At 60.2% G+C, this 23231-nt stretch carries 21 protein-coding genes and 1 tRNA gene; 8 read left to right on the top strand and 14 right to left on the bottom strand.

Going from position 1 to position 23231, the window contains the following annotated elements:
• Nucleotides 1-88: 88 nt before the first annotated feature.
• Both HF949_RS08550 and HF949_RS08545 read left to right on the top strand, forming a co-directional pair.
• A complete protein-coding gene (locus HF949_RS08550; RefSeq protein WP_292899891.1) occupies nucleotides 89-1450 on the top strand; it encodes a phosphomannomutase in 1362 nt (453 codons plus the stop codon).
• 111 nt (nucleotides 1451-1561) lie between these two features.
• Entirely contained in the window at nucleotides 1562-2011 is a 450-nt protein-coding gene (locus HF949_RS08545; protein WP_292899890.1) for a hypothetical protein, read from the top strand.
• Between the two features lie 49 nt (nucleotides 2012-2060).
• Here the strand turns inward: HF949_RS08545 and HF949_RS08540 are convergent, their stop codons facing one another.
• The 3 genes from HF949_RS08540 to HF949_RS08530 all read right to left on the bottom strand — a co-directional run bounded on the left by HF949_RS08540 (nucleotide 2061) and on the right by HF949_RS08530 (nucleotide 4126).
• Nucleotides 2061-2663 carry a hypothetical protein gene (locus HF949_RS08540; RefSeq protein WP_292899888.1) on the bottom strand — a complete coding sequence of 201 codons (603 nt, stop codon included), beginning with the start codon at nucleotides 2661-2663 and terminating at the stop codon, nucleotides 2061-2063.
• Nucleotides 2664-2853: 190 nt separating this feature from the next.
• A tRNA-Gln gene (locus HF949_RS08535) sits at nucleotides 2854-2928 on the bottom strand.
• Between the two features lie 97 nt (nucleotides 2929-3025).
• Nucleotides 3026-4126, bottom strand: a complete 1101-nt coding sequence (locus tag HF949_RS08530) for a DUF2793 domain-containing protein (protein ID WP_292899886.1) — start codon at nucleotides 4124-4126, stop codon at nucleotides 3026-3028.
• Between the two features lie 341 nt (nucleotides 4127-4467).
• On the opposite strand from HF949_RS08530, the gene HF949_RS08525 reads away from it, so the two are divergent.
• Nucleotides 4468-5874 (top strand): mannose-1-phosphate guanylyltransferase/mannose-6-phosphate isomerase, encoded by a 1407-nt coding sequence (locus HF949_RS08525; RefSeq protein ID WP_292899884.1) that lies wholly within the window; start codon nucleotides 4468-4470, stop codon nucleotides 5872-5874.
• Between the two features lie 50 nt (nucleotides 5875-5924).
• On the opposite strand, the gene HF949_RS08520 is transcribed toward HF949_RS08525, so the two are convergent.
• From HF949_RS08520 to HF949_RS08510, 3 genes are all read right to left on the bottom strand, one after another.
• On the bottom strand, nucleotides 5925-7190 hold the full coding sequence (locus HF949_RS08520) for an O-antigen ligase family protein (protein WP_292899882.1): 1266 nt from the start codon (nucleotides 7188-7190) through the stop codon (nucleotides 5925-5927).
• The gene (gene galE / locus HF949_RS08515; RefSeq protein WP_292899880.1) at nucleotides 7187-8176 is read right to left on the bottom strand and encodes a UDP-glucose 4-epimerase GalE; all 990 of its coding nucleotides are present in this window, start codon (nucleotides 8174-8176) and stop codon (nucleotides 7187-7189) included. Before galE ends, HF949_RS08520 begins: the two co-directional genes overlap by 4 nt.
• A gap of 83 nt (nucleotides 8177-8259) precedes the next feature.
• Nucleotides 8260-8865, bottom strand: a complete 606-nt coding sequence (locus HF949_RS08510; RefSeq protein WP_292900083.1) for a biotin transporter BioY — start codon at nucleotides 8863-8865, stop codon at nucleotides 8260-8262.
• Between the two features lie 127 nt (nucleotides 8866-8992).
• Here HF949_RS08510 and HF949_RS08505 point away from each other — a divergent pair, with 127 nt between their 5' ends.
• On the top strand, nucleotides 8993-9898 hold the full coding sequence (locus tag HF949_RS08505; RefSeq protein ID WP_292899878.1) for an MBL fold metallo-hydrolase: 906 nt from the start codon (nucleotides 8993-8995) through the stop codon (nucleotides 9896-9898).
• A gap of 12 nt (nucleotides 9899-9910) precedes the next feature.
• On the opposite strand, the gene HF949_RS08500 is transcribed toward HF949_RS08505, so the two are convergent.
• The gene (locus tag HF949_RS08500; protein WP_292899876.1) at nucleotides 9911-10690 is read right to left on the bottom strand and encodes a DUF1499 domain-containing protein; all 780 of its coding nucleotides are present in this window, start codon (nucleotides 10688-10690) and stop codon (nucleotides 9911-9913) included.
• A gap of 278 nt (nucleotides 10691-10968) precedes the next feature.
• Here HF949_RS08500 and HF949_RS08495 point away from each other — a divergent pair, with 278 nt between their 5' ends.
• Both HF949_RS08495 and HF949_RS08490 read left to right on the top strand, forming a co-directional pair.
• Nucleotides 10969-11331 (top strand): hypothetical protein, encoded by a 363-nt coding sequence (locus HF949_RS08495; RefSeq protein WP_292899874.1) that lies wholly within the window; start codon nucleotides 10969-10971, stop codon nucleotides 11329-11331.
• A gap of 86 nt (nucleotides 11332-11417) precedes the next feature.
• Nucleotides 11418-11801 carry a DUF427 domain-containing protein gene (locus HF949_RS08490; protein ID WP_292899872.1) on the top strand — a complete coding sequence of 128 codons (384 nt, stop codon included), beginning with the start codon at nucleotides 11418-11420 and terminating at the stop codon, nucleotides 11799-11801.
• Here HF949_RS08490 and ppdK read toward each other — a convergent pair.
• Together ppdK and HF949_RS08480 are read right to left on the bottom strand one after the other, a co-directional pair.
• A complete protein-coding gene (gene ppdK, locus HF949_RS08485) occupies nucleotides 11798-14473 on the bottom strand; it encodes a pyruvate, phosphate dikinase (protein WP_292899870.1) in 2676 nt (891 codons plus the stop codon). The two genes, HF949_RS08490 and ppdK, sit on opposite strands and share 4 nt — an antisense overlap.
• 243 nt (nucleotides 14474-14716) lie before the next feature.
• On the bottom strand, nucleotides 14717-15916 hold the full coding sequence (locus HF949_RS08480) for an MFS transporter (RefSeq protein WP_292899868.1): 1200 nt from the start codon (nucleotides 15914-15916) through the stop codon (nucleotides 14717-14719).
• Between the two features lie 87 nt (nucleotides 15917-16003).
• On the opposite strand from HF949_RS08480, the gene HF949_RS08475 reads away from it, so the two are divergent.
• Nucleotides 16004-17035 (top strand): AraC family transcriptional regulator, encoded by a 1032-nt coding sequence (locus HF949_RS08475; RefSeq protein ID WP_292899866.1) that lies wholly within the window; start codon nucleotides 16004-16006, stop codon nucleotides 17033-17035.
• On the opposite strand, the gene HF949_RS17615 is transcribed toward HF949_RS08475, so the two are convergent.
• The gene (locus HF949_RS17615) at nucleotides 16992-17207 is read right to left on the bottom strand and encodes a DUF1810 family protein (protein WP_366931304.1); all 216 of its coding nucleotides are present in this window, start codon (nucleotides 17205-17207) and stop codon (nucleotides 16992-16994) included. The genes HF949_RS08475 and HF949_RS17615 overlap by 44 nt on opposite strands.
• Nucleotides 17201-17341: a DUF1810 family protein gene (locus tag HF949_RS17610; RefSeq protein WP_366931303.1), complete on the bottom strand. Its 141-nt coding sequence runs from the start codon at nucleotides 17339-17341 to the stop codon at nucleotides 17201-17203. Before HF949_RS17610 ends, HF949_RS17615 begins: the two co-directional genes overlap by 7 nt.
• 238 nt (nucleotides 17342-17579) lie before the next feature.
• On the opposite strand from HF949_RS17610, the gene HF949_RS08465 reads away from it, so the two are divergent.
• Nucleotides 17580-17924, top strand: coding sequence for a VOC family protein (locus tag HF949_RS08465; protein WP_292899864.1), 345 nt, complete (start codon nucleotides 17580-17582; stop codon nucleotides 17922-17924).
• Nucleotides 17925-17995: 71 nt separating this feature from the next.
• Here HF949_RS08465 and smc read toward each other — a convergent pair whose 3' ends face one another.
• From smc to HF949_RS08450, 3 genes are all read right to left on the bottom strand, one after another.
• Nucleotides 17996-21454, bottom strand: coding sequence for a chromosome segregation protein SMC (gene smc, locus HF949_RS08460; protein WP_292899862.1), 3459 nt, complete (start codon nucleotides 21452-21454; stop codon nucleotides 17996-17998).
• A 400-nt stretch (nucleotides 21455-21854) separates the two neighbouring features.
• The gene (locus HF949_RS08455; protein WP_292899860.1) at nucleotides 21855-22565 is read right to left on the bottom strand and encodes a DsbA family protein; all 711 of its coding nucleotides are present in this window, start codon (nucleotides 22563-22565) and stop codon (nucleotides 21855-21857) included.
• A gap of 127 nt (nucleotides 22566-22692) precedes the next feature.
• The gene (locus HF949_RS08450; RefSeq protein WP_292899858.1) at nucleotides 22693-23190 is read right to left on the bottom strand and encodes a DUF721 domain-containing protein; all 498 of its coding nucleotides are present in this window, start codon (nucleotides 23188-23190) and stop codon (nucleotides 22693-22695) included.
• Nucleotides 23191-23231 lie beyond the last annotated feature (41 nt).

Here is a 23231-nt window from a genome sequence, read left to right as displayed (position 1 = left end):
CAAACCTAACAAAACTTCAATCAATCATTGCAATGCTCCACGGCAACAGCGCATTGTTCGTCTTCAAGTAACATCCAGGAAGGAAAGTATGGGCGCCCCTTTCAAAGCGTACGACGTTCGTGGTCGAATCCCCGAGGAAATCAATATCCCCTTCGCCTATCGCTTTTCACAGGCGCTCAAGCAGAGCCTCAACCCCGGCACGGTCGTTGTCGGTCATGACATGCGCATGGACAGCCCGGCTCTCGCCGAAGCGCTGACCCAGGGCCTCCTTGATAGCGGCGTAAGCGTGAGGCCGGTTGGCCGTTGCGGCACGGAAGAGGTTTATTTCCATACCGCTGCCAGCGGCGCGGATGCCGGCCTCATGGTGACCGCCAGCCATAACCCGCCAGACTACAACGGCATCAAGATGGTGCTGAAGGGCGCATCAGCCGCGACGCCGGACAATGCCTTCAACGCGATCGAGGCAATCATGCGCTCCGACGCGATGCTTCATCCGGTCGCCGATTATGCCGCACGCGGCACCCTGCACGATGTTTGCGACCGCGATGCCTATATCGAGCGCCTTCTCAACGAGGTGGCCGGTCAGGACCTGAAACCGATGAAGATCGTCTGCCACGCGGGCAATGGCTGTGCCGGGCCGATCATCGATCTTCTGGAAGAGCACCTGCCCTTCACCTTCATCAAGATCGACCATGAGCCCGACCCGCGCCTGCCCAATGGCGTGCCCAATCCGCTGTTGCCGGAAAAACGCGAAAAGGCCAGCAGGGCGGTCATCGAACACGGTGCCGATCTGGCGATCGCCTGGGACGGCGATTTCGACCGCTGCTTCCTGTACGATCACAAGGGCCGGTTCGTCGAAGGCTACTACCTGGTTGGCATGATCGCCCAGACCCTGCTTGGCAAACATCCCGGCAGCACCGTCCTCTACGATCCGCGCCTGACCTGGAACACGATCGACATGGTGGAGAGCGCCGGCGGCGTGGCAAAACCCTGCCGCACGGGGCACGCCTATTTCAAACAGATGATGCGCGAGGAAAATGCCATCTATGGCGGCGAGATGAGCGCGCACCATTATTTCCGCGATTTCGCCTATTGCGATTCGGGCATGCTTGCGTGGCTCGATGTGGTGGCGGACCTTTCGGCCAGCGGCACCACGCTCGCCGAGCGCCTCGAAGAGCGCATCGCGGCCTATCCGTGCTCCGGCGAGATCAACTTCACCGTTTCGGATGCAGCCGAGGTCCAGAAGCGCATTTCCGACCACTATCTGCCGCAGAACCCGGAAATCGAAAACCAGGACGGCCTCGGCATGGTGTTCGATGACTGGCGCTTCAACCTGCGCGCCTCCAACACCGAACCCCTGCTGCGCCTCAACGTGGAAACCCGCGGCGACAAGGCGCTGTTGAAGGCCAAGGTGGACGAGTTGCGGGGGATGATCGAGCAGGCTGGTTGATCGTACGCACCGTGCGAATCCGGCCGAAGCCCGCCGCATCTCCGGCGGGCTTTTATTTTTCGTCGTACCCCGCCAATGATATAGATGGAAGCGGGAGGGGTAATCGTGCCAATGACACGCGACGAAGTAATCGAAGTTCGGAAACTCCGATATGAGGATTACCAAAAGAGCAAGCGCCACGCGTTTCAGCTAAATGCTGACTATGGGCGGTGGCTGATAGCATCGCTGTTGCTTGTGCATGGCGCTGCCATCGCGTTCCTCGCGCAGAATGAACGGCTGGCGTCGACAGTGCTTCCTTCGGTGTTTTGGTGGCACGTTGCCGGGCTGCTCCTGGCCTTCTTATGCGGCTTCCTTGTCTGGGCAAATTGGAGCTTTCACGCGGCTATCTATGAAGCCGTGAACCCCGGTATGATCTACGATGATGAGCATTGGCCGAAGTTCGATGACGGCACAAATCGCTGGATCACGCGGACGCATTGGACCGGCATAGCGTCGGGGATTCTCTCAGCGATTTGCATTCTAGGTTCGGCAGTGCAGGCATATTGCATCATGCCGGCCTAATTCCGCCGCTCGCACGACGGGCTCTTATGGCTTCCCCAAGAATGCGGCACTATTGTTTTTCGACAATAATTGCCGGCGAACTCGGGCCGGTAGCTTCGATTGCGGCGGCTACCCTGTCTAGATCAACTTCCGATAGCCTAAGTTCGTTGCCGGGCAGCTGTGTAAGAAAACAAGGATATTCATTTCTCAATCGCTTCAGCCAATCCGTTCTCGAATTTGAGCCATGCTTTAGATAGTTTACAAGGTATTGCACTGCACTAAGGTCAGGTGACGGGCCGTAGCCTTCCTCAATGCAGAACTCCGCAAGTTTGCCGTGGGAGGCATCGCTGCCTTTCCAACTGGCGGCCGAATGCTCCCAGTGATGATATAGGGCAATGACCAAAGCCTTGCGAATTTCGAAGATCGCTTTGCGCGCGTCTTCGATTTCGATGTCATACACTTGGGATTGCTCCCACAGGAGATACCCATCCGCATCATACTCGCAAATTCGTTCTCCCCCATTGGCCAAATGTTCTTGGTAGGCAGCGGCTTTCGCTTGCGTGCCTTTGATTTCTGCCTCCAAGGAGTCCCGTGCCGCTGTGTATCCTTTTTTCAGCATCCGAATGCCGTGCGTAAACTGATAGAAGCGGAAAAAGGGAACTAAGTTGACCATTGCTCATCCGAATAATGTTACCGGGTGACAAGTTCACTACTTGAAAATGGCTTGTCAATATTCGTGCCCGTTGGCCCGTCGCAGATAGATTATCCACAGGCCCTAAACCATGTGGAATACCCACATAGTTGTAACACACGGCATTCCTGTCCTTCGTCTAAGTATCTGATTTTTTTTACAAAATAGGTCATGGCTGGGGCGGCAGGATTCGAACCTGCGAATGACGGTACCAAAAACCGTTGCCTTACCACTTGGCGACGCCCCAAGACCGAGCGAAGCGGTGGATAGCAGAAGCACGGCCCCACGACAAGCAGTCGTCTTCAGCCTTTCTGTGGAGCGCGTGCTTTCCCTTTCCTGACTGGTCAGGCCACCCACTCACCMCAGAACCGGGTGATCGACGCCGGCACATAGCCGTCGAGCCCGCCGAAGAACTGTGCCAGCTCAACCGTGTCGCCCGCCGTCAGCCCCGCCATCACGTGAAGGTGCAACGCGGCCTCCGAACCATCGACCGCGAGACTGGCCACACCGGCCGACACCAAAGGCGCGCAAAGGTCGCCCGATCCATTCAGCACCAGTTTCGCCTTGAGTGCGGAGGGAACATTGGTGCCGTTCTGTTTCCAGCCAATCATCGCTCCAAAACGATAAAGCCCGTCGGTCGGCGCGGTAAAACGGTTCGTCCCCGTGTCGAAGGCAGCCTGGCCGTTCGCCACCGTGTTGTTGATCGCCACGGTCTGCCAGGTGTCGGCGGCGATGTACTGGTCGTAGTTGATGAAGCCAAGAAATTTCGGGTTCGATGGCAGCGCGACACGACCGGAGTTCTCGTCTGTCAAAATCGCGTCGTTGAAAGTGGAACCGTCTGCCGAAACGGCAAGCCGCCAGCCGTCCGAGCCGAAAAGCCCCATCATCGCACGAGTGAGAAAGCCGCTTTGCAGCAGCAAACCGACATCGCTGGCAGGCAATTCCTTGTTCATCGTATAGAGCAGGCTGCCCGTGCCCCCTTCGGCAGCATAACGGGCTGTCCAGAGCGCCTTGTCGAGCTTTGCGGAAAAAGGGTTTACGGCATCGGCACTCGTGCCAAGCCCGAACAGGGCTGCATTCTGGATCTCGGCCCCGCTTTCGGGCACACCGTCGATCGGCTGCCAAGCCGTTCCGTCGAAAACCACAAGCCGCGATTCATCGATGACCCATGCGCGCCAGCCGGTCACAGGCGCAAGCCTTTCCCAGGCCCCGTCCACGAAATAGGCAATCTGGTCTTCCCACCCGCTCCAGGCTCCCGAGGCGGCGGTACTGACGATGTAGCACGCGCCATCATCCGGGCTGGAAGGCGGCGTCGAGAGATCGCGGTCGCGCACGGCGAGATGCACCAACCCATCGAGCAGACGAATGGCTTCGTTGTGTGTCACATGCTTCTGCGCCTGAGAGGGCATGATGTAAGGGAGGTTGAGATTTGCAGTCTGTTCCATGGCGGCCCGTTCCTTGTGAGAGCACGAGTCTAGAGGCGCCCGGGCGCGCGGGGATAAACTTGCCGCAGAGCGTTACCGCTTTCCCCGGCAAAGGAGGCAAAACACATTCACTTTTGGCTGCTTTCACGGCTTGCCGTGGGGTAAAAAAGCTCGTCGGGGTAGCGCCCTCTCCCCATGGATGCCGTAAATCCACTGATGGACTTATTGCCTACACCCGGCGTCAACGTTTCCAATCTAATGTCGGAGCAATCTACGTGTATGCATTTTGAAACGTCGAAAAGCGCTTCAGCGCATTCACGGTCAGGGAAACGTAATCTAGACGATGATGGTGGGGTCGATTGATGTTTGTACCGGTGATCATGGCAGGCGGAATGGGAACGCGGCTATGGCCGGTTTCGCGCGAACACTATCCCAAGCAGTTTTGCACGCTGGTCGGCGAAACGACCATGTTGCAACAGACCATGGCGCGGCTTGTTGGCCTCGATTGTGCGGCTCCGCTTACAGTCTGCAATGAAGAGCATCGCTTTCTCGCCGCCGAACAGCTTCGGCAGGCCGGCATCGAAAAGGCTCCCATCGTGCTTGAGCCGGTGGGCCGCAACACCGCGCCGGCCATCACACTTGCCGCGCTGCAGGCCGCGGCCAACGGGGAAGACCCGTTGCTTCTGGTCATGCCCGCCGATCATCTCATTCAGAACCTGCCTGCATTCCATGAAGGGGTTGCCAAGGCCGAAATTCTGGCCCGGGAGGGCCGGCTGGTGACATTCGGCATCGTGCCGACCAGTCCCGAGACCGGATTTGGCTATATCCGTCGCGGTGAAAGGATCGGCGAGACCGGGTTTGCCGTTTCAGGTTTCGAGGAAAAGCCCGACCTGGCCACCGCACAGGCCTATCTGGAAGATGGCGGATATGACTGGAACAGCGGCATGTTCATGTTCCGGACCAGCACGTATCTGGAAGCGATGCACACCCATGCTCCGGCGATACTCGATGCCTGCAAGGCAGCCATGGCGGGCGTGGAAAGCGACGACTATTTCCTCCGGCCGGAACGGGAGGCTTTCGAGGCCTGCCCGGCCGATTCCATCGACTATGCGGTGATGGAAAAGACCGACAGGGCGGCTGTCGTCCCGCTCGATGCCGGCTGGAACGACATCGGCTCGTGGTCCGCCATATGGGAGGCACAGACCAAAGACGCCAACGGAAACGCTTTGACCGGCGACGTGTTGCAGGTTGCTTCCAGGAACTCGATCGTCTCTGCCCAGAAACGCCTCGTCGCGATTGTCGGCGTGGAAGATCTGGTTGTGGTCGAGACGGCGGACGCCGTTCTGGTGGCCAGGCGCGATGCGGTGCAAAACGTCAAGGAGGTCGTCGGCCAGCTCAAGGCGGCAGACCGCACCGAGCACGTGGATCATCGACGGGTCTACCGGCCCTGGGGCGACTATGATTCCATCGATATCGGCAATCGTTACCAGGTCAAGCGGATCACCGTGAAGCCAGGTGCGAAGCTCTCGGTCCAAAAGCACCATCATCGGGCCGAACACTGGGTCGTGGTGCGGGGAACGGCAAGGGTCCTGAAGGGCGAAGAGACAATCATGCTGACCGAGAACCAGTCGACCTACATTCCACTGGGCGAGATCCACGCGCTGGAAAACCCGGGCAAGATCCCGCTGGAACTGATCGAGGTGCAGTCCGGTTCCTATCTCGGTGAAGATGACATCATCCGCCTTGAAGATCGCTACGGCCGCATCTGAAGGAGCGGCGCTGTCCAAAGATCTGCAAGGAAAGCCCTGCCCGCCTCTGTTCAGAGGCGGCTCTCGGGTCCGGAAAACGCCACGCTCTCCCGCTCCTGCTGCCTGTCGGGCAGCCGCGAGGTACCCTGCGCAAGAAAGAGCCCGATTATCAGGAACATCATGAAGACGGTGTCGAGGATGTCGTGGCCGAAAATGAGGTTCACGCTTCCCCCGCCAGCATAGACCACAACAAGCATCAACAGCAGAGTTCCGCCCAGGCGCGCCAGTCGGTCCCGTCCGTGGTTCAGGCTGCGTACCGCCAAAAAGGCGATCAGGGCGAACATGGCGATGATCGCGCAGCCGGCCACAATGCCCGACTCGACAAAGATGGTGAGAAATCCGTTGTGAAAATGGGTGAAGCCCACTTTCAGACCAAAATCATCCAGCAGACGTTGATGGATCAGCGCCGTTACATTCTGCATTCCGTGGCCAATGAGAGGATTTTCGGCGAAGAGCTGCGCGCCCGTTTTCCAAAGAGCAACACGCAGACCAACAGACGTATTGTAGTATCCCCCCTCTGTCAGCCTCTCCACATTGTGCCAGAGCGTTTCGAACCGATCCACGATAAGGCCGGAAGCCAGTACAGTTATAACAATAACGAGGCCTGCAAGTGCGAGCATCCGCCCCTTCAGCAGGGTCGCCACAAATCTTCGGAAAATGAACAGCTGAACCAATGTGAGGACGATCATCAACACCCACACCGAGCGGGAGCCGGACAGGGTCACGGCAGCGAAAGCAGCTACGAAAGCAACGCTCAGCAAGAGGGGGCGGCGATTCTCGAAGGCGAGTGCGCCCGCCAGGCAGGAAAGCCCTGCCATGCAGGCCACATCTGCAAATACCAATGCATTGCCGGCACCGCCTTCGGCCCGCATGTCCAGAAAGAAGTACTGGACAACCGCCAGCACAAGCGCGCCGAAGCTCGCCAGCGCACAGCCGGCAAGAAGCGCATGAGCAACCTCTTCCCTGTCCGATATGGTCCAGACCGAGTAGGAGAAGGGAAACAGAAGAAATGTGGCGAGAGGCAAAAGTTTGTACGCCATGCCCAGGGACGGCTCATTGGCAAGGAACGCAACGAGGTTGGCTGCGACATAAACCAGCATCAACAGCGCGATCCACCGCATCGCTATGTCGGGACTCAGACGGCGCCGGCCGGTAAGGACTTCAAAGGCACACCAGAGCGCCCCGCCATGCCATACCACGCTGGAAACCGAGCCGGCGACCGGCGGCATGGCAAACACGGCCAGGGTGAAGAGTCGGTTGACCCCGCGATACGTCATTCCCGGTTCCGTTTGGCGAGTTTGGCTTCCCAGTTGAGAGCATGCTCCACAATCGTATTCAGATCATCGAAGCGTGGCTTCCACTCCAGTTCCCGTCGGCATCGCTCGGCTTCGGCAACGATCGCCACCGCGTCGCCGGGACGGCGCCCTGAAACACGCACCTCGAAATCCTTCTGGGCTACATCTTTCACCGCATTGATGACCTCAAGCACCGAATAACCGTTTCCGTAACCGCAATTGGCAACGAGGCTGCCTTTTCCGTCACGCATGCGCTTAAGCGCAAGATAGTGCGCATTGACGAGATCAGAAACATGAATGTAATCGCGTACGCAGGTCCCATCCGGCGTATCATAGTCCGTGCCGAATACTTCCATATGGTCGCGCTTGCCCGTGGCCGTCTCGCACGCGACCTTGATCAGATGTGTCGCACCTTTGGTGGACTGGCCGGTTCGCTGGTCCGGATCCGCCCCCGACACGTTGAAATAACGCAGCACCGTGTAATCGAATTCGTAGGCAGCCGCACAATCGCGCAACATCAGTTCGGTCATCATTTTCGATGTGCCGTAGGGTGATTCCGGCCGCAGTTCCGTGTCCTCGCCCACGGGAAAATGTTTCGGGCTTCCATAGACGGCTGCCGTCGAAGAAAAAATGAAGTGCCGCACGCCACACCGCACAGCACTCTCGATCAGGCTGCGGGATTTGACCGTATTGTTGAGGTAGTAGCCCAGAGGATCCGATACCGATTCGGGAACGATGATGGATCCGGCAAAATGAATGATCGAATCGACATCGTGCTCGCGGATGACATTCTCGACCAGCTCCTGGTCGGCAATGTCTCCGACAATCAGCGTTGCAGCCCCCGCCACAGCCCAATCGAAGCCGGTGCTGAGACGATCGAGAACCACAACCTCTTCACCGTGATCCAGCAGTTCCCAGACCATGTGACTGCCAATGTAACCGGCACCACCGGTGACCAAAACACTCATTCCCGTCCCCTCAAGAAATCGGGCCAGACATCACCATCCAGCCCGACACAAACAGGTTTATTGGCTCAAAAGGTCCCGAAGGCTTAACGCCCTGAGCCTCCCAGACCCCGCAGCAAGGCCCACGCTGCCGGCATGAAGCAGGCGGCCAGGGCAACTTTGATCAAGTCGGGAAGGATGAACGGAGCGACACCGAACTGCCAGGCCTTGTCCGCACCGATCAAGCCGGCAAGCCAGACAAATCCAAGGGTCATCATAGCGACTTCTGCCACCAGCATCGCACCGCCAAGTTTCAGCGGGTTGCGGTCCCATCCGCGGTCGGCGGCCCAGCCGGCAATTGCCGCCATAGCCACGAACCCGAGCAGGTATCCGCCCGTCGGCCCCATCATGTAAGCGAAGCCAATTCCCTTCTCGGGCGTCCCCTGGAACACCGGGAGGCCCATGGCGCCCTCAGCCATGTAAAGGAGAAGCGTCGCGACACCGAGGCGCATGCCGAACGTCGCGCCGATGACGAGAACAGCCAATGTCTGAAGAGAAAGATCGACTGGCCCAAGCACCACTCGGGTCTTCGCCGATAGGGCGAGAACCACCGTTGCGCCAATGGCAAGGAAAAGCTGCGTAATCAAACGCTGCGTTGCGTTGTGCGGAAGCGTCCGCGAAACGAGCGATTTTGAGGCGATAGCGAGCGACATAGCTCCTCCGTTCAGGCTCTTTACGAAATATTGCACGTTCCTTCTCCTATAGAAGCTTCCATGATATGCGGCAACCTGAATGCGGCTTCGTACCGTGCAGTCCTCACCGTTTCCGGACAAACTGCCAATGGCTCTCGAATTTGAAACACGTTTCGACCCCGCCTATGGCGAGGCGGTCCAGGTGGCACCGGATGTTCTGCGCGTCACAGTCAACAACCCCAGCGCCTTCACATTCCACGGCACAAACAGCTACATCGTTGGCAGATCCACCCTCGCCGTCATCGATCCCGGCCCGGAAGACGAAGGCCATCTGCAGTCACTTCTCAGGGCCATTGACGGAAGGCCGGTCAGCCACATCTTCGTTAGCCATACACACCGGGACCACTCTCCGCTCGCCTCCAGGCTGGCGAGCGAAACGGGGGCGCTTGTCTGTGCGGAAGGCCCTCACCGCGCTGCCAGGCCATTGAGAATCGGTGAGACCAATCCCCTTGATGCAAGTGCGGATACGGACTTTGCACCGGACCACGCGCTCGCCGACGATGAACTGGTCGAGGGCGACGGCTGGGCCATTCGAGCCATTCATACACCCGGCCATGCCGCCAACCATGCCGCGTTTGCGCTTGAAAACACTGGCATACTCTTTTCCGCGGATCACGTCATGGCGTGGGCGACTTCCATCGTCGCACCGCCAGATGGAGCCATGTCGGACTACATGGCCTCGCTCGATCGCCTGCTGGCGCGTGACGACACGGTGTTTTTTCCCGGTCATGGTGGCAGGGTCAAAAACCCGCAGCGCTTCATGCGTGGATTGAAGGCCCACCGCAAAATGCGTGAGCGTGCAATTCTGGATCGCGTTACGCGCGGAGACCGGACAATCCCCGAGATGGTCAGCTCCATATACCGGGACACGGATCCCAGGTTGCATGGGGCAGCAGCCCTTTCTGTGCTCGCCCATCTGGAAGACCTTGTTGCGCGCGGGGTTGTCACAACCGCAACAGAACCCTCCATCGATGCGGTCTATCTGCCTGGCTGATTCTGTCTCTGGCTAAATCGCCGCCAGCAATGTCATTCTGTCATCGAGCTCTTTGAGAAACCGCTGAATGCGAGCAGCATTGTCCCCCAGATCGTGACGTGCGTAGCGCGATGCGGAGCGCATATCGACAAAAGTAGCCGTCTGATCATCTTCTATCCGGATCGCGACGTCTGCCGGAAATCCCATAATGAAGGAGTGAGCCACCCCCTCCAGTGTGACACTGCCACCGGCGAGCTGCTGGCCTTCCGCCCCACGGGGCTGCCACCCCCTGTCCTGCATCATGGAACGCACCACCTCGACAACCTTGTCAGCCGTGTGCTCATAACGGCGTCCGGCGACTTCAGGATAGCCTTCTTCCTGTAGCGCACGGTCCTCCTGAGAGATATTTGCAACCGGGTTCATAAGCCCGCTGCGCGCAGCCGCTGCCAACGGCATTTCTGGAGGGTTTTCGAGGTCGGTGGAGATGTCGACCAGCCTCGGATGGCCCACAAGACGAAGCCCCGACACCCCGTAAGGGATCAGTGCAATGGCGGCGACCAGTATGCCAGCGCTCGCAATCGACGCACCCGACGAACCGTGCTCCCATATCTGGACCAGCGCGATCGCACCGAGCGCCAAACCGGCGAAGGCGAGCACACCGGAAAGTCCGAGCAGCCAGAAAAACGGAACCGTCTCCACCAGCCCAAACCTGTGTCCGGTTCCCGATACGACAAGAAGCACCGCGGCGAATATTGCAAACCTGAGGCTCCATGGAGCCGCTGGTGCTCGTTGCGGTAGCAGAATTGCGTTCATGTGACGGACCACGCATGTCTTGCGGCTGACGATAGGTCCTCTTAACTCAATGCTGGCTCGCGCGAAATGTGGTTCGCGTATATTCCTTGGGGTTTCAGACTCTTGCGCAACTTGGCTGCGAAACTGATTCAACTTCCCTGAAAAGCATCGGCCCATGCAACGTTCTGCTCCCCAAAGCGTTTCCTTTGGTGGAGATAACACGCCACATTCCGGCCATGCTGACCAGCAGAATGACAATGGCGGAGGGAGTGCGTGGAAGAAAGTTGTGAGGTTCAGCCATGCAGACATTGCTTCCAGAACACGATGAAGCCGCCTCGAACTCGTTGGAGCTGGTCGAGCTGGAGCTTGCTCTCAAGCATCAGGATTTTGTCGAACTCGGCTTCGAAGGTGCCGTCCAACAGGCACTGGATCAGACAAACGGGCGTTTGCTTTTCCACATGCGGCTAGACGGAATGAATGATTGCGACTGGGTAGCCGCTGTCGTTCTGGAGGAGCATGGAGATGCTGCCTATGCTCTTGTGGTGCAACGGACAGGTAGCGGTTCGCTCGAAATCGAAGACATTGAGACAAGTGAGTTGCCGGTGGCTCGGATCGTCACTGCCTATGCTGGCTTGATGACAACGCTGGATGGCGTGCAGTGATGCAGCACATCACGTAACAAGGCGTTACTCCTTGGCGAGGAACCGGCGGGATACCGTCGCGTTGCCTCTGCAACGGAGTGTACGCCATGACGGAAAACAAAAATCCAGCCCCCGGTTTCCGGCGCAATCCCAACAAGCGCATGACCATCGCCCCGCATGACAAGACGGTCTGCGTGAAAGCGGATGAGCTTGAAATAGCAGTGACGGAAGCCGCGAAGATCCTGCGCGAGACCGGGTGCCGGGACGTGCTCTACATTCCGTTCGCAGACATCAATTTTGCGTGCCTCGAACAAACCCGGACCAGAGCCCACTCCCCCTACAAGGGCGACGCCACCTATTGGCGGCTGACCGGTGCTGGAAGACCGGGCGGAGACATCATGTGGGCTTATCCAGACCCCTATGACGAAGCTCTGGAAATCAAGGAGCACGGCGCGTTTTACGCCGAGCTCGTTGATATTGAAGAACGCTAGGCACTCGCCCTGGTTTCACTGATCGCAGCCTGAGCTGCGGCCAGTCTGGCAATTGGAACGCGGAAGGGCGAGCACGATACGTAATCGAGCCCTACGCTCTCGCAGAAGCGGATCGAAGCGGGATCGCCCCCGTGTTCCCCACAGATGCCAAGCTTGATTTCAGAGCGGGCCTCCCGCCCCTTGGCGGAGGCAATCCGCACCAGCTCGCCAACACCGTCGACGTCCAGAGAAACGAACGGATCCTGCTCGATGATGCCGCGCGTACGGTAGGTCTCCAGGAATGAGGCAGCGTCGTCCCGGGAGATGCCGAACGTGGTTTGGGTGAGATCGTTGGTCCCGAAGGAAAAGAACTCTGCGCTGGCGGCAATTTCGCCCGCTCTGAGAGCGGCACGCGGCAATTCGATCATCGTCCCCACGAGATAATCGAACGTTACGCCCCGCTCTCCCATGACCGTCTTCGCCACCGCATCGATACGATCCTTCACAAAGGTCAACTCTGCGGAGATGCCCACAAGGGGCACCATGATCTCGGGCACCACAGGCTTACCGGCCTTTTCGGCCGCATCTGCAGCCGCCTCGAAGATCGCGCGTGCCTGCATCTCTGCTATTTCCGGGTAGGAAATCGCAAGCCGGCAGCCTCGATGGCCGAGCATCGGGTTGAATTCGTGCAGCGCTTCGGTCCGCTGGCGCAGCCTGTCTGCCGAAACACCCATTGCCTCTGCCACCTCGGCGATTTCTTCCTCGGTTTTGGGCAGGAACTCGTGCAGTGGCGGGTCGAGCAGACGGATGGTAACGGGAAGCCCCGCCATCACCTCGAAGAGTTCAATAAAGTCCGACCGCTGCATGGGCAGCAGCTTGGCGAGTGCCGCCCGGCGATCGGTCTCGCTGTCGGCCAGAATCATCTCGCGCATCGCAAGGATGCGGCCATCGTCAAAGAACATGTGTTCGGTGCGGCAAAGACCGATGCCTTCCGCCCCAAAGGACCTTGCGGTACGGGCATCGGCCGGCGTTTCGGCATTGGCACGCACCCGCATGCGCCGCACCTCGTCCGCCCAGCCCATGATGGTGGAGAAATCACCAGAAAGCTCCGGCTGCAGCATGGGTACGGAGCCTTTCAGAACCTGTCCCGTCGCGCCGTCAATGGTGATGACATCGCCGGCCTTGAACGTTTGCCCCATGGCCAGGAGGACACCCTTCTTGTGGTCCACGCGAAGGGAGCCGGCGCCCGAGACACAGGGCTTTCCCATACCGCGCGCGACCACCGCCGCGTGGCTCGTCATGCCGCCACGCGTGGTTAGAATGCCTTCTGCGGCATGCATGCCGTGAATGTCTTCCGGGCTCGTTTCCACCCGCACCAGGATCACCCTGCGGCCTTCGGCCTTGGCTTCTTCGGCAGCTTCCGAGGAAAACACGATTTCGCCTGTTGCAGCCCCCGGGGACGCCGGCAGGCCCATGCCGATGATGTCGCGCGGGGCGGAGGGGTCGATGGTGGGATGCAGAAGCTGGTCGAGCGATGCAGCATCGATGCGCGCCACCGCCTCTTCTTTCGTTATGAGCCCCTCATTGGCCATGTCGACCGCAACCTTGAGAGCGGCGCTGGCCGTGCGCTTTCCCGAGCGGGTCTGCAACATCCATAATTTGCCACGCTCGATGGTGAATTCCAGATCCTGCATGTCGCGGTAATGCCGCTCGAGCGTGTCGGCGATCTGGATGAAGGCCGCGAACGCCTCTGGCATCAGCTTTTCCAGCGAAGGCTTGTCGGAGCCAGCGGCGAGCCGTGCCGCCTCGGTGATGTTTTGCGGCGTGCGGATGCCGGCCACAACGTCCTCGCCCTGCGCATTGACGAGAAACTCTCCATAGAGCGCTTTTTCGCCGGTGGAGGGATCACGCGTGAACGCCACACCGGTCGCCGAATCCTCACCCCGGTTGCCAAACACCATGGCCTGCACGTTAACCGCCGTGCCCCAGCTCTCTGGAATGTCATGCAGCCGGCGATACGTCACCGCGCGCGGGTTCATCCATGATGAAAAAACTGCGCCGACCGCGCCCCAGAGCTGCTCATGCGGATCCTGCGGAAACGGTGCCCCCAGTTCGATCTCGATCCGCCCCTTGTAGAGCACAATCACATTCTGCCAGTCCCCGGCGGAAAATTCGGTGTCGACCTCATAGCCGAGCCGCGCTTTTTCTTCTTCGAGAATTTCCTCGAAGACATCATGGTCGAGCCCGAGCACCACGTTGCAGTACATCTGAATAAACCGGCGGTAGCTGTCATAGGCGAAGCGCGCATCTCCCGCCTCCGCGGCAATTGCTTCAACTGTCGCATCGTTCAGGCCGAGGTTGAGCACCGTGTCCATCATTCCGGGCATCGAAGCACGCGCGCCTGAGCGAACGGAAACCAGAAGCGGTTGGCGCGGATCGCCGAAACGGCGGCCGGCAACCCGCCCCACCTCTTGAAGAGCCGCCTCAACCTGTGTTTTCAGTTCGTCCGGATAGGTACGGCCATTGGCATAATAGTGGGAGCAGAGTTCGGTGGTGATCGTAAAGCCGGGCGGTACCGGCAGCCCCAGGCTGCACATCTCCGCCAGGTTTGCGCCCTTGCCGCCGAGCAGATTTTTGTCGCCCGCGCTGCCTTCGGCACGCCCATCGCCAAACACATAGACCCACTTGGTCATGCTGCATTCCCCTTCCGGTCGATTTGCCGGCGCTGGAACCATGATGCACCGGCCTCGGGACGCAGCGTTAAGCGGCAGCGCGCGCCAAGGCAAGGCCAGCTTCCACGCCATCCGCCGCTTTATCGATTGAAGAGAATATTTTTTTCTCGGCTGGCCATATCAAGGTGGAGCGGCAGGGCCGTTCAGACGGTGCGAGGCGGCGAATGCTCACCGCCTCGTCCGGGCCGCCGCGCTACAACAAGATCACGCCGTGGCAATAACAGCTCGTGGGCGAACCCCCACAAAGATCATCGCCGCCGCCAGCACCAGCACAATGCTTGCCGCACTGAACACGCCCTGTGCGCCGCTGGTGTCGAAGATCAGCCCGCCGCCGGCTGCTCCGAGGGCGATCGCAAGCTGGATGGCAGCCACCAGCAGACCGCCGGCACTTTCGGCCTGATCGGGTACGGTGCGTGCCAACCAGGTGGACCAGCCAACCGGAACAGCTCCGAACGCAAGCCCCCAGAGAGCGATCATCACAGCACTGGCCGCGGGCGTGGAGCCGACCGAGATCAGCCCGAAGCCGAGAATGCTCAACACCAGCGGAACGGTCATCAGCGTACGGCGCAAACTCCGCTCGACCAGAAAGCCGCCGAACAACGAGCCCAGGAAATTGGCAAGACCGAACCCCAGCAACATTCCCGAGACCGCCGTAATGCTTGCATCCGTGATGTTTTCCAGATGCGGCCTGATGTAGGTGAAGAACGCGAAGTGGCCGGCAAAAACCAGCATCGCCGACAAGAGGCCCAGCCCAACGCCCGGACGCACCAGAACATCAAGCAGCGTGCGCAGCCGGGTTGCCGGATTTGGAGCCATGCTCGGCAGCGTGGCAAACTGGACCACAAAGGTGATGGCGCCCAGCCCGGTTCCCAGCAGAAAGACACTGCGCCAACCGAACATGTCGCCCACATAGCTGCCGACGGGCGCGGCAATGATGGTGGCGGCGGCCACGCCGCTGACGATCATCGACAGCGCCCTCGGCACCAGAGCATCCGGCACAAGCCGCATGGCGACCGCCGTCGACATGGTCCAGAAACCACCCAGACCGATACCGAGGAGAACCCGCCCGACAAGCAACACCATGATGTCTGGCGCGAAAGCCACCATGAGGTTCGAGGCCATCAGCAACACGGTGAAGCCGAGCAGAACGTGCCGCCTGTCGATGTTGCGCGTTGCAGCCGAAACCAGCAGGCTCGTTATCAGTGCCACCACGGCCGTGGCCGTCACCGCCTGGCCGGCCATCCCTTCCGACACTTCCAGTTCCTGCGCCATGGGCGTCAAAAGGCTTGCGGGCAGAAACTCCGCCGTCACCAGTCCAAACACGCCAAGCGCCATGGAAATCACCGCTCCCCAGGCTGGCGTCCGGCTGGCCTGGGCAGTGGTCCGCTGCGGGACTTCGTCCATCTGTCTGTCCTTTCAAAATGCAATCTGTTGTGCAGTGCAAAAGAGATAGACTGGACTTTTCGGACGTACCATGTCAGAAAATCCGAAATGATTGATCGAAACGCCGAAAATTCATCGACGCACGCCAATCCCGATCTGGTCAGCGACCTGTTGATGGGGATGCGCCTTTATGGGCTCGAGTACAATCGCACCCAGGTCTCGCCCCCTTTTGGCCTCCGGTTTCCCGCCATTGAGGGGCGCGCTCAATTTCATTTCGTGGGCCGGGGGCCGGTGTATCTGCGCGGTCCCGGTGAGGCGCTTCATGCACTGGATACAGGCGATGCCGTCCTTCTTCCGCGCGGTGGAGAGCATTCACTTGTCTCGGATCCGAAGCTGAAGTGTCAGTGCATTACAGAGTTTCAGCCCAAAGCGCTGTGCAGAGACGTCAGCGAGATCATGGCGCGCCCGAATGAGCGAGACCAGTCACCCGATGTCCTGATCTTCTCGGGCTGTATGGAGTTTGACCTTGGAAGCATGCATCCGCTTGTCGCCCTGATGCCAGACGTCATGCAGGTCAATACCCTGTTGGAGCGCTACCCGGAAATCCTGCCGATCCTTGATGCCATGGAGCGCGAGGCGAATGAAGATCGCGCCGGCTTTGCGGGCATTCTTGCCCGGCTCGCCGACGTGGTTTCAGCCTTCATCGTGCGGGCATGGGTGGAATGCGGCTGCGGCGGCACCCGCGGCTGGGTGGCAGCCTTGCGCGATCCGCGTCTGGGACGTGTCATTGCAGCCCTTCACCGCGATCCCGGCCGTGACTGGACGGTGGCTGAACTGGCCGCACAGATGGGCAGTTCCCGGTCCGTCTTCGCAGACCGGTTCCAGGCCGTCACGGGCATGACACCGGTCCGGTATCTCACAGAACTGAGAATGCGGCTTGCCGCGCAGTGGATCAGCCGCGAAGGCATGCCCATAGAGACGGCAGCGCAACGCTTGGGATACGGTTCCCAGGCCGCATTCAGTCGCGCTTTCAAGCGCATCATCGGGAAGCCACCAGGCGCGGTGCGCGTCGCGCAGCCCCGATCGCGCCCTGCCGCTACGGGCCATCATCCTTCCGCTCCGGCTTCGAAAGCCCTGTGAGGCGAAGCGTGGCCTCATCCATCGCCCCACCACACCACCGTGCAAGCCCCTTGGAAAAAAGGGCGTCCTCCTCTCGCGAAGCCTGCGCGAGAAGTGTCATGCATGAACAGAATTTCTGATCGCCCGGAGCCCCAGGGATGGCCGCCAGAGACTGGCCAGATGCCTTCAGCATCGCGCCCTTGTCGCTTCCTGCAGTTGCGGCCCCAGAACCGGATGCGCAAGACAGGCGTGTGCTTCCTGCAAGAAGGAAATGCCGTAGCAGGTCGCGTCCCGAGAACGGCCAAGGCCGTGCAACTGCGGAAACACAGACCATATCCAGTGGGTTCGCTTGCGGCCGGATCGCAATTCGTGGAGTTCGTATCAAACACGCCCTCCTGCGCCTTGATGAAACGCCGCAGATTGAATGGATCCAGTGCGATCTCAGCCCTCCCGCATGCTTTTTCGCACAACCACCATGAACCTTCTTCCACACCAGAACAGGTATTCGGGCCTTGCCAAACGTCCAGATGTCGAATAGAACAAAATAAGAACATTGGAGAGAGCCATGCGCAAGACCGGAAAGCTCGATTACATCGAAATGCCCGCGGGCGGCGGCAGTATCGATAGCGTAAAGGCGTTTTACGCCAATGCCTTTTCGTGGTCGTTCACTGACTATGGTCCCGGCTATTCAGCTTTCAGCGAAGGCCTGGATGGAGGGTTCGACGGCAATCCGGACGGCACAGATAAACCGCTCCCCGTTCTGTTTTCCGAGAACCTTGAGGCCACGCTGAAGACGGTCGAGGACGCCGGCGGCAAGATCGTGAAGCCGATCTTTTCCTTTCCCGGTGGCCGCCGCTTTCATTTCATGGACCCGGCAGGCAATGAATTGGCGGTCTGGAGCGAGACATGAGCTCGTCGAGTACCGCGCCCCTGGTGAATGGCAGGCACTGCCTGCATGAAACCGCCGGACGGGAGGAGATGCTAGCCTGCCTCGCGCAGGCGCTCGGCGGTCTCGAGATCGACCGAGACGAGTTGGCTGATGCCCTGCTCGGCCATGGTCACCCCAAAAAGCCGGTTCATGCGGGCCATGGTGATGGGATTGTGCGTGATGACCACGAAGCGGGTATCCGTTGATGCCGCCATTTCATCCATGAGATTGCAGAAACGCTCGACGTTATGATCGTCGAGCGGCGCATCCACCTCGTCCAGCACGCAGATTGGGGCAGGATTGGTCAGAAACACGGCAAATATCAATGCCATCGCGGTGAGTGCCTGTTCACCGCCTGACAGAAGCGTCATCGTCTGAGGACGCTTGCCTGGGGGGCGGGCGAGGATTTCAAGTCCCGCCTCGAGCGGATCATCTGATTCGATCAACTGCAGTTCTGCCGTGCCGCCGCCGAAGAGATGCGTGAACAGTCGCTGGAACTGTTCATTGACCACATCAAAGGCGGCCAGCAAACGCTCGCGCCCTTCCCTGTTCAGATTTTGGATCGCGTGGCGCAGTTTGCGAATGGCCTCGATCACGTCCTCCCGCTCGGCGACAATCGTGCCATGACGTTCCGTCAGTTCGGTCTGTTCTTCCTCGGCACGCAAGTTGACCGCGCCGAGCCGTTCCCGCTCCATCTTCAGCCGTTCCAGTCGGCGCTCCACTTCCGCGATCTCCGGCATGGCCTCGTCAGGCTCCAGCTCGGCCATCGCCAGGACCTTGTGGGGTGGGACATTCAGCACTTCCTGAATACGGGCCTCGGCTTCCTTGCGTCGCTCCTCGGCAGCCGTCACACGCTCCTCGGCACGGGCTCTGGCTTCGCGTGCAGAAGAAAGCGCCTGAATGCTCTCGGTCGCGCGCTTGTCGAGCTCCGTCTGGCGGTTTTCGGCTTCCTGCAGCGCGTCTGCGGCTTCCCTGCGCACGGCCTCCGCCTTTGCGATCTCGGAAAGCAGCGAACGCCCGCGCGCTTCTACCTCTTCGGGAGCTTCTGCGAGGACCTCAAGTTCGGCTTCCGTATCGGCGCGCCGCTGGAGAAGCGCGGCAGTGTGGCGGTCGGCATTATCCGCACGCGACTGCCAGCTCCGTCTTTCCGCAGCGATTGCCTCCAGACGGCGCCGGCGACCGTCAGCCTCGCGCCGCAAACCTTCATAGGCCGCCCGCGCCTCGGCCACCGCTGCACGCTTGGCAGAAACCTCGGCGGACTGACGCTCAAGCTGTGCCTGCAATTCGGTCAGATCCGGCGCGCCTTCAAGCGCTTCTTCCGCCGTCATGGTCGCGGCCACGGCCTCTTCGTGGTCTTCGACCACCCGGCCACGCGCCTCTTCGAGGCTCATGCGCCGGCTTGAAAGCTCACCGGCCGCCTTTTCGGCACTTGCCAACGCTTCACGCGCACGGCTGAGCGCGGCCTGCGCTTCGCGCGCTTCTTCGCGCGCGCGGCGCTCGCCTTCCACCGCGCTCTTCACGCCCTGCTCGGCATCAGTCAGCGCGGTTTCGGCAGCGCGAAGCCGCGCCGTCGCCTCGATCACCTCTCCATCAAGCTCGGCGAGGCGATTCTTCTGTGCCAGTCTCTGCGCTGCTGCTGTCGGAGCGTCGGCGCTGGCGCGATATCCGTCCCAACGCCACAAAGCTCCGTCCCGCGCGACCAACCGCTGCCCGGGCTTCAGCTTTTTTTGCAGCCGCGGTCCGTCCTCGGCATCCACGACACCGATCTGTGCAAGGCGACGCGCAAGCTGTGCGGGCGCTTTCACCACAGAGGCCAGCGCCATCACGCCATCGGGAAGAGCCGGATCGTCCGATGCAATCTCCGAAGGTCCCCAATAGACGGGCGCGGCACTGTCGAGTGGCACATCGAGGTCTTCACCCAATGCGGCACCCAGCGCCGTCTCGAACCCGCGTTCGACGCGCAGTTGTTCCAGAACCGCAGGGAAGAGGTCCGACCCACCGGCATTCAAAATCTTGCGCAGGGTCTGCGCTTCCGTTTCCACCCGGCCAAGCTCGGCCCGTGCTTCCTGCAGGGGCGCGCGGGCGGCCTGCTCCGCTTCGCGGGCGGCGGCAACACGCTCTTCGCTTTCGCCGACAGCCGCTTCCGCCAGTTCAAGGCGCTCGGCCGCTTCCTCGACAAGCATGCGTTTTTCGGCAGGATCCGGCAGACCGGCTATCCGGCTGGCGATCTCAGCGAGCTCGGCATCCATGTTGGCGATCTGCCGTGCAAGCCGGTCACGGCGATCTGCCTGCTCGCGGATTGCGCGCTCGGCCTGTTGCCGCGTGGCAGAAGCCTCTGCCTTCTCGGCTGTCAGCCGCGAGAGCAGCTCTTCGGCAGTCGAAAGATCTGAGGAAACCGTTTCGAAGACACTCTGCAACTCGGCTTCGCGCCCTTCAGCACCATCCTCGGCGTCCTTCAGCGCGTCTTCCTCTTCAGCCAGACGCGCCAGTGCGTCGGCATTGTCGCGCACCATCTGCTCTTCACGCGCAACATCGGCATTCAACTGGTCGATGCGCTTCTTCAGTTCCTGCATGCGGGCTTCAATGCGCTTGGCCTCTTCCTCGACCTGCGTGCGGGCAATGGTCAGCCGTTGCAGGGCGGCGGCGGCGGCTGCCTCGGCATCGCGCAGCGCAGGAAGTTTGTGCGCACCGATTGCCTGGGCCTTGGCCGCTTCCATCTGGCCGCTGGCGTTTTCACCCACCAGGGCCGTCGCCTGCGACAGCGCACTTTGGGCTTCGGCTTCCTGTGCCTTGGCGGATGACCAGCGCAAATGCAACAGGATCGCCTCGGCCCTGCGCACTTCCGCGGAGAGCTTCTTGAAGCGCGAAGCCTGGCGCGCCTGTCGTTTGAGGCTCTCGATCTGGCTGTCGAGTTCGCTCACCACATCGTCGAGCCGCTCGAGATTCTGTTCGGCGGCGCGCAGCCTGAGTTCGGCCTCGTGACGGCGTGAATGGAGCCCGGATATGCCGGCTGCCTCCTCCAGAAGCGCGCGGCGCGCCTGAGGCTTTGCTTGGATCAGTTCACCGATCCGCCCCTGCCCCACCATGGAGGGCGAGCGTGCGCCGGTTGACTGGTCGGCAAAGAGAAGCTGCACGTCGCGGGCGCGTGCCTCCTTGCCGTTGATCCGGTAAACCGACCCCGCCTCACGTTCGATCCGGCGCGAGACCTGCAATTCGTCCGCATCGTTGAATGCGGCAGGTGCTGTGCGATCGGCATTGTCGAGAAAAAGCGTCACCTCGGCCGTGTTCCGCGCCGGACGCGTGCCAGAACCGGAAAAAATGACATCGTCCATGCCGGAGGCGCGCATGTTTTTGTACGAGCTTTCGCCCATCACCCAGCGCAAGGCTTCCACCAGATTGGATTTACCACAGCCATTCGGACCGACAACGCCCGTCAACCCGTTCTCGATCACGAACTCGCTCGGTTCGACGAAGGACTTGAATCCCAAAAGGCGCAGCTTGGTGAATTTCATGCTGGCCGCACCTTAACCGGCGCATAGAAAAGCCGCGGGCAAACGCGTTGCCCGCCAAAGCATGCCGTCGATGATCGCCGACATTTAGTCAATCGATATGGCTCCCGAGTGCTTCATCCCGTTGATGAAGAATGTTGGAACAGCCTCGCTGTGCGGACGCTCCAACCCCCATTGCGCATTTCCCTGACTTCATCCGGAAGCTTACGGCCCGTCAAGCAAGCTTCAATATTCTCTGGCCAGAAACCCACATACAGGGCGGTTTTCAACAGGATAGAGCCTTCGCGCCTGATCGTTTTCGGTGACCTGCGCATGTCTCCCAGGGCCCTGCACGAGCCGCAAAACGCACAACACCACCGACAATGCCGGTGGTGTCGATGAACCCGGGCGTTTCAGGCGTGTGTCAGAGCATGCCGTCAATGACCGCCGACATTTCCTCGATCGACATTGCGCCGGAATATTTCTTTCCGTTGATGAAGAAGGTCGGCGTTGCATCGACGCCGAAATCGCTGGCACCACGAGCGCGCACAGCGCGAACCTTGTTCAAAAGCTCCTGATCCGTCAGGCAGGCCTCAAAGCTCTCCTGTGTGAAGCCGGCGAGCTTGGAAATCTTCAGCAACGCAGATTGCGCATCCTGCACAGGTGCCCAATTGCCCTGCTGCTTGAACAGAACGTCGACCATGGCAAAATACTTGTCATCCGAGCAGCGCGCCAGCATGAAGCCAGCTTCCGCTCGCGGGTCGAAAGGAAATTCGCGCAGGATGAAGCGCACCTTGCCCGTCTCGATGTATTTTTTCTTCAGTTCCGGATAGGTCCTGGTGTGAAAGGTGGCGCAATGACTGCAGGTCATCGAAGCGTATTCGACAATGGTCACCGGCGCGTTTTCATCGCCAAGAACCTTGTCCTCCAGAGCACCCTCTTCAAGCAGTTTCTCCATGTCCACCGTTCCGCTTGACGGTGGAGCCTCAACCGCAGCCGTGGTGACAGGATCCGTGGCCGGTGCTGCCGCATCCGCTTCGGCATTGCCTTCGGTACATGCGGCCAGTCCCAGCCCGAGCGCCGGCAAGGCGGCCATGGAAAGAAGGAGTCTGCGGCGCTGGATCAGTTCGGACATGAAATCTCACCTGTTCGTCTTGGAGTGTTACCTGCGTTCACGCCACAAAGCGGGCGTTTCGGGCGAATTTGGGTCAGGGGCGCGATTTTCTGAAGCAGGCGCCCCATCACGTTTTGGTGATCGTCGTTCATTTGCGGCGGCCAAGAATGCTTGCGCCGAGCTTTTGCAGCGATAGACGCAAGCCCTCGTCCTCGACCCCGGCGACCAGCGCGTCGATCCGCGCGGTCTCCGATCCGGTGAGCGGTCGCATGGCCGGAGCGCGGCGCGTCTGCGGCTGGGCCACGGGCTTTTGCACGATCTTGATGCGCCCCACCGCCGCAAAGCCAAGAAAAGCATTCACCCTGGCGATCACTTCACCCGTCTCGTGCTGCAGGCGCAGGGCAGCCGCCCCTTCGCAGGCAATCACCAGCGTGGCCGGTTCAAACGGATCATCCTCGTGCCGGCGGCGCGGCCAGGCGAGCTTTTCAGGCCGCGTGCTGAGCGCCAGCCGCTCGCCAACGATTTCGCCCCAGCACTGGACAAGCTCAACGGAAAGGCCCGCACGCTTGCGCATCACCGGATCGAGAATAGCGGTGGCAAGATCGCTGACAGCGACGGGATTGCCCGATTGCCTCTTCCCTGTCATGACATGAAGTCTCGAATTGATCCGCAACACATATTGAGTTC

This window comes from Nitratireductor sp. (assembly GCF_017794765.1).
Taxonomy (GTDB): Bacteria; Pseudomonadota; Alphaproteobacteria; order Rhizobiales; family Rhizobiaceae; genus Nitratireductor.
This window is presented reverse-complemented; position numbering and strand designations above follow the sequence as displayed.

Excerpts from the sequence above, each read along its gene's own strand:
- HF949_RS08550 (WP_292899891.1), top strand. The coding sequence starts at position 89 with ATGGGCGCCCCTTTCAAAGCGTACGACGTTCGTGGTCGAATCCCCGAG.
- HF949_RS08545 (WP_292899890.1), top strand. The coding sequence starts at position 1,562 with ATGACACGCGACGAAGTAATCGAAGTTCGGAAACTCCGATATGAGGAT.
- HF949_RS08540 (WP_292899888.1), bottom strand. The coding sequence starts at position 2,663 with ATGGTCAACTTAGTTCCCTTTTTCCGCTTCTATCAGTTTACGCACGGC.
- HF949_RS08525 (WP_292899884.1), top strand. The coding sequence starts at position 4,468 with ATGTTTGTACCGGTGATCATGGCAGGCGGAATGGGAACGCGGCTATGG.
- HF949_RS08520 (WP_292899882.1), bottom strand. The coding sequence starts at position 7,190 with ATGACGTATCGCGGGGTCAACCGACTCTTCACCCTGGCCGTGTTTGCC.
- galE (WP_292899880.1), bottom strand. The coding sequence starts at position 8,176 with ATGAGTGTTTTGGTCACCGGTGGTGCCGGTTACATTGGCAGTCACATG.
- HF949_RS08510 (WP_292900083.1), bottom strand. The coding sequence starts at position 8,865 with ATGTCGCTCGCTATCGCCTCAAAATCGCTCGTTTCGCGGACGCTTCCG.
- HF949_RS08505 (WP_292899878.1), top strand. The coding sequence starts at position 8,993 with ATGGCTCTCGAATTTGAAACACGTTTCGACCCCGCCTATGGCGAGGCG.
- HF949_RS08500 (WP_292899876.1), bottom strand. The coding sequence starts at position 10,690 with ATGAACGCAATTCTGCTACCGCAACGAGCACCAGCGGCTCCATGGAGC.
- HF949_RS08495 (WP_292899874.1), top strand. The coding sequence starts at position 10,969 with ATGCAGACATTGCTTCCAGAACACGATGAAGCCGCCTCGAACTCGTTG.
- HF949_RS08490 (WP_292899872.1), top strand. The coding sequence starts at position 11,418 with ATGACGGAAAACAAAAATCCAGCCCCCGGTTTCCGGCGCAATCCCAAC.
- ppdK (WP_292899870.1), bottom strand. The coding sequence starts at position 14,473 with ATGACCAAGTGGGTCTATGTGTTTGGCGATGGGCGTGCCGAAGGCAGC.
- HF949_RS08480 (WP_292899868.1), bottom strand. The coding sequence starts at position 15,916 with ATGGACGAAGTCCCGCAGCGGACCACTGCCCAGGCCAGCCGGACGCCA.
- HF949_RS08475 (WP_292899866.1), top strand. The coding sequence starts at position 16,004 with ATGATTGATCGAAACGCCGAAAATTCATCGACGCACGCCAATCCCGAT.
- HF949_RS17615 (WP_366931304.1), bottom strand. The coding sequence starts at position 17,207 with ATGCTGAAGGCATCTGGCCAGTCTCTGGCGGCCATCCCTGGGGCTCCG.
- HF949_RS08465 (WP_292899864.1), top strand. The coding sequence starts at position 17,580 with ATGCGCAAGACCGGAAAGCTCGATTACATCGAAATGCCCGCGGGCGGC.
- smc (WP_292899862.1), bottom strand. The coding sequence starts at position 21,454 with ATGAAATTCACCAAGCTGCGCCTTTTGGGATTCAAGTCCTTCGTCGAA.
- HF949_RS08455 (WP_292899860.1), bottom strand. The coding sequence starts at position 22,565 with ATGTCCGAACTGATCCAGCGCCGCAGACTCCTTCTTTCCATGGCCGCC.
- HF949_RS08450 (WP_292899858.1), bottom strand. The coding sequence starts at position 23,190 with ATGACAGGGAAGAGGCAATCGGGCAATCCCGTCGCTGTCAGCGATCTT.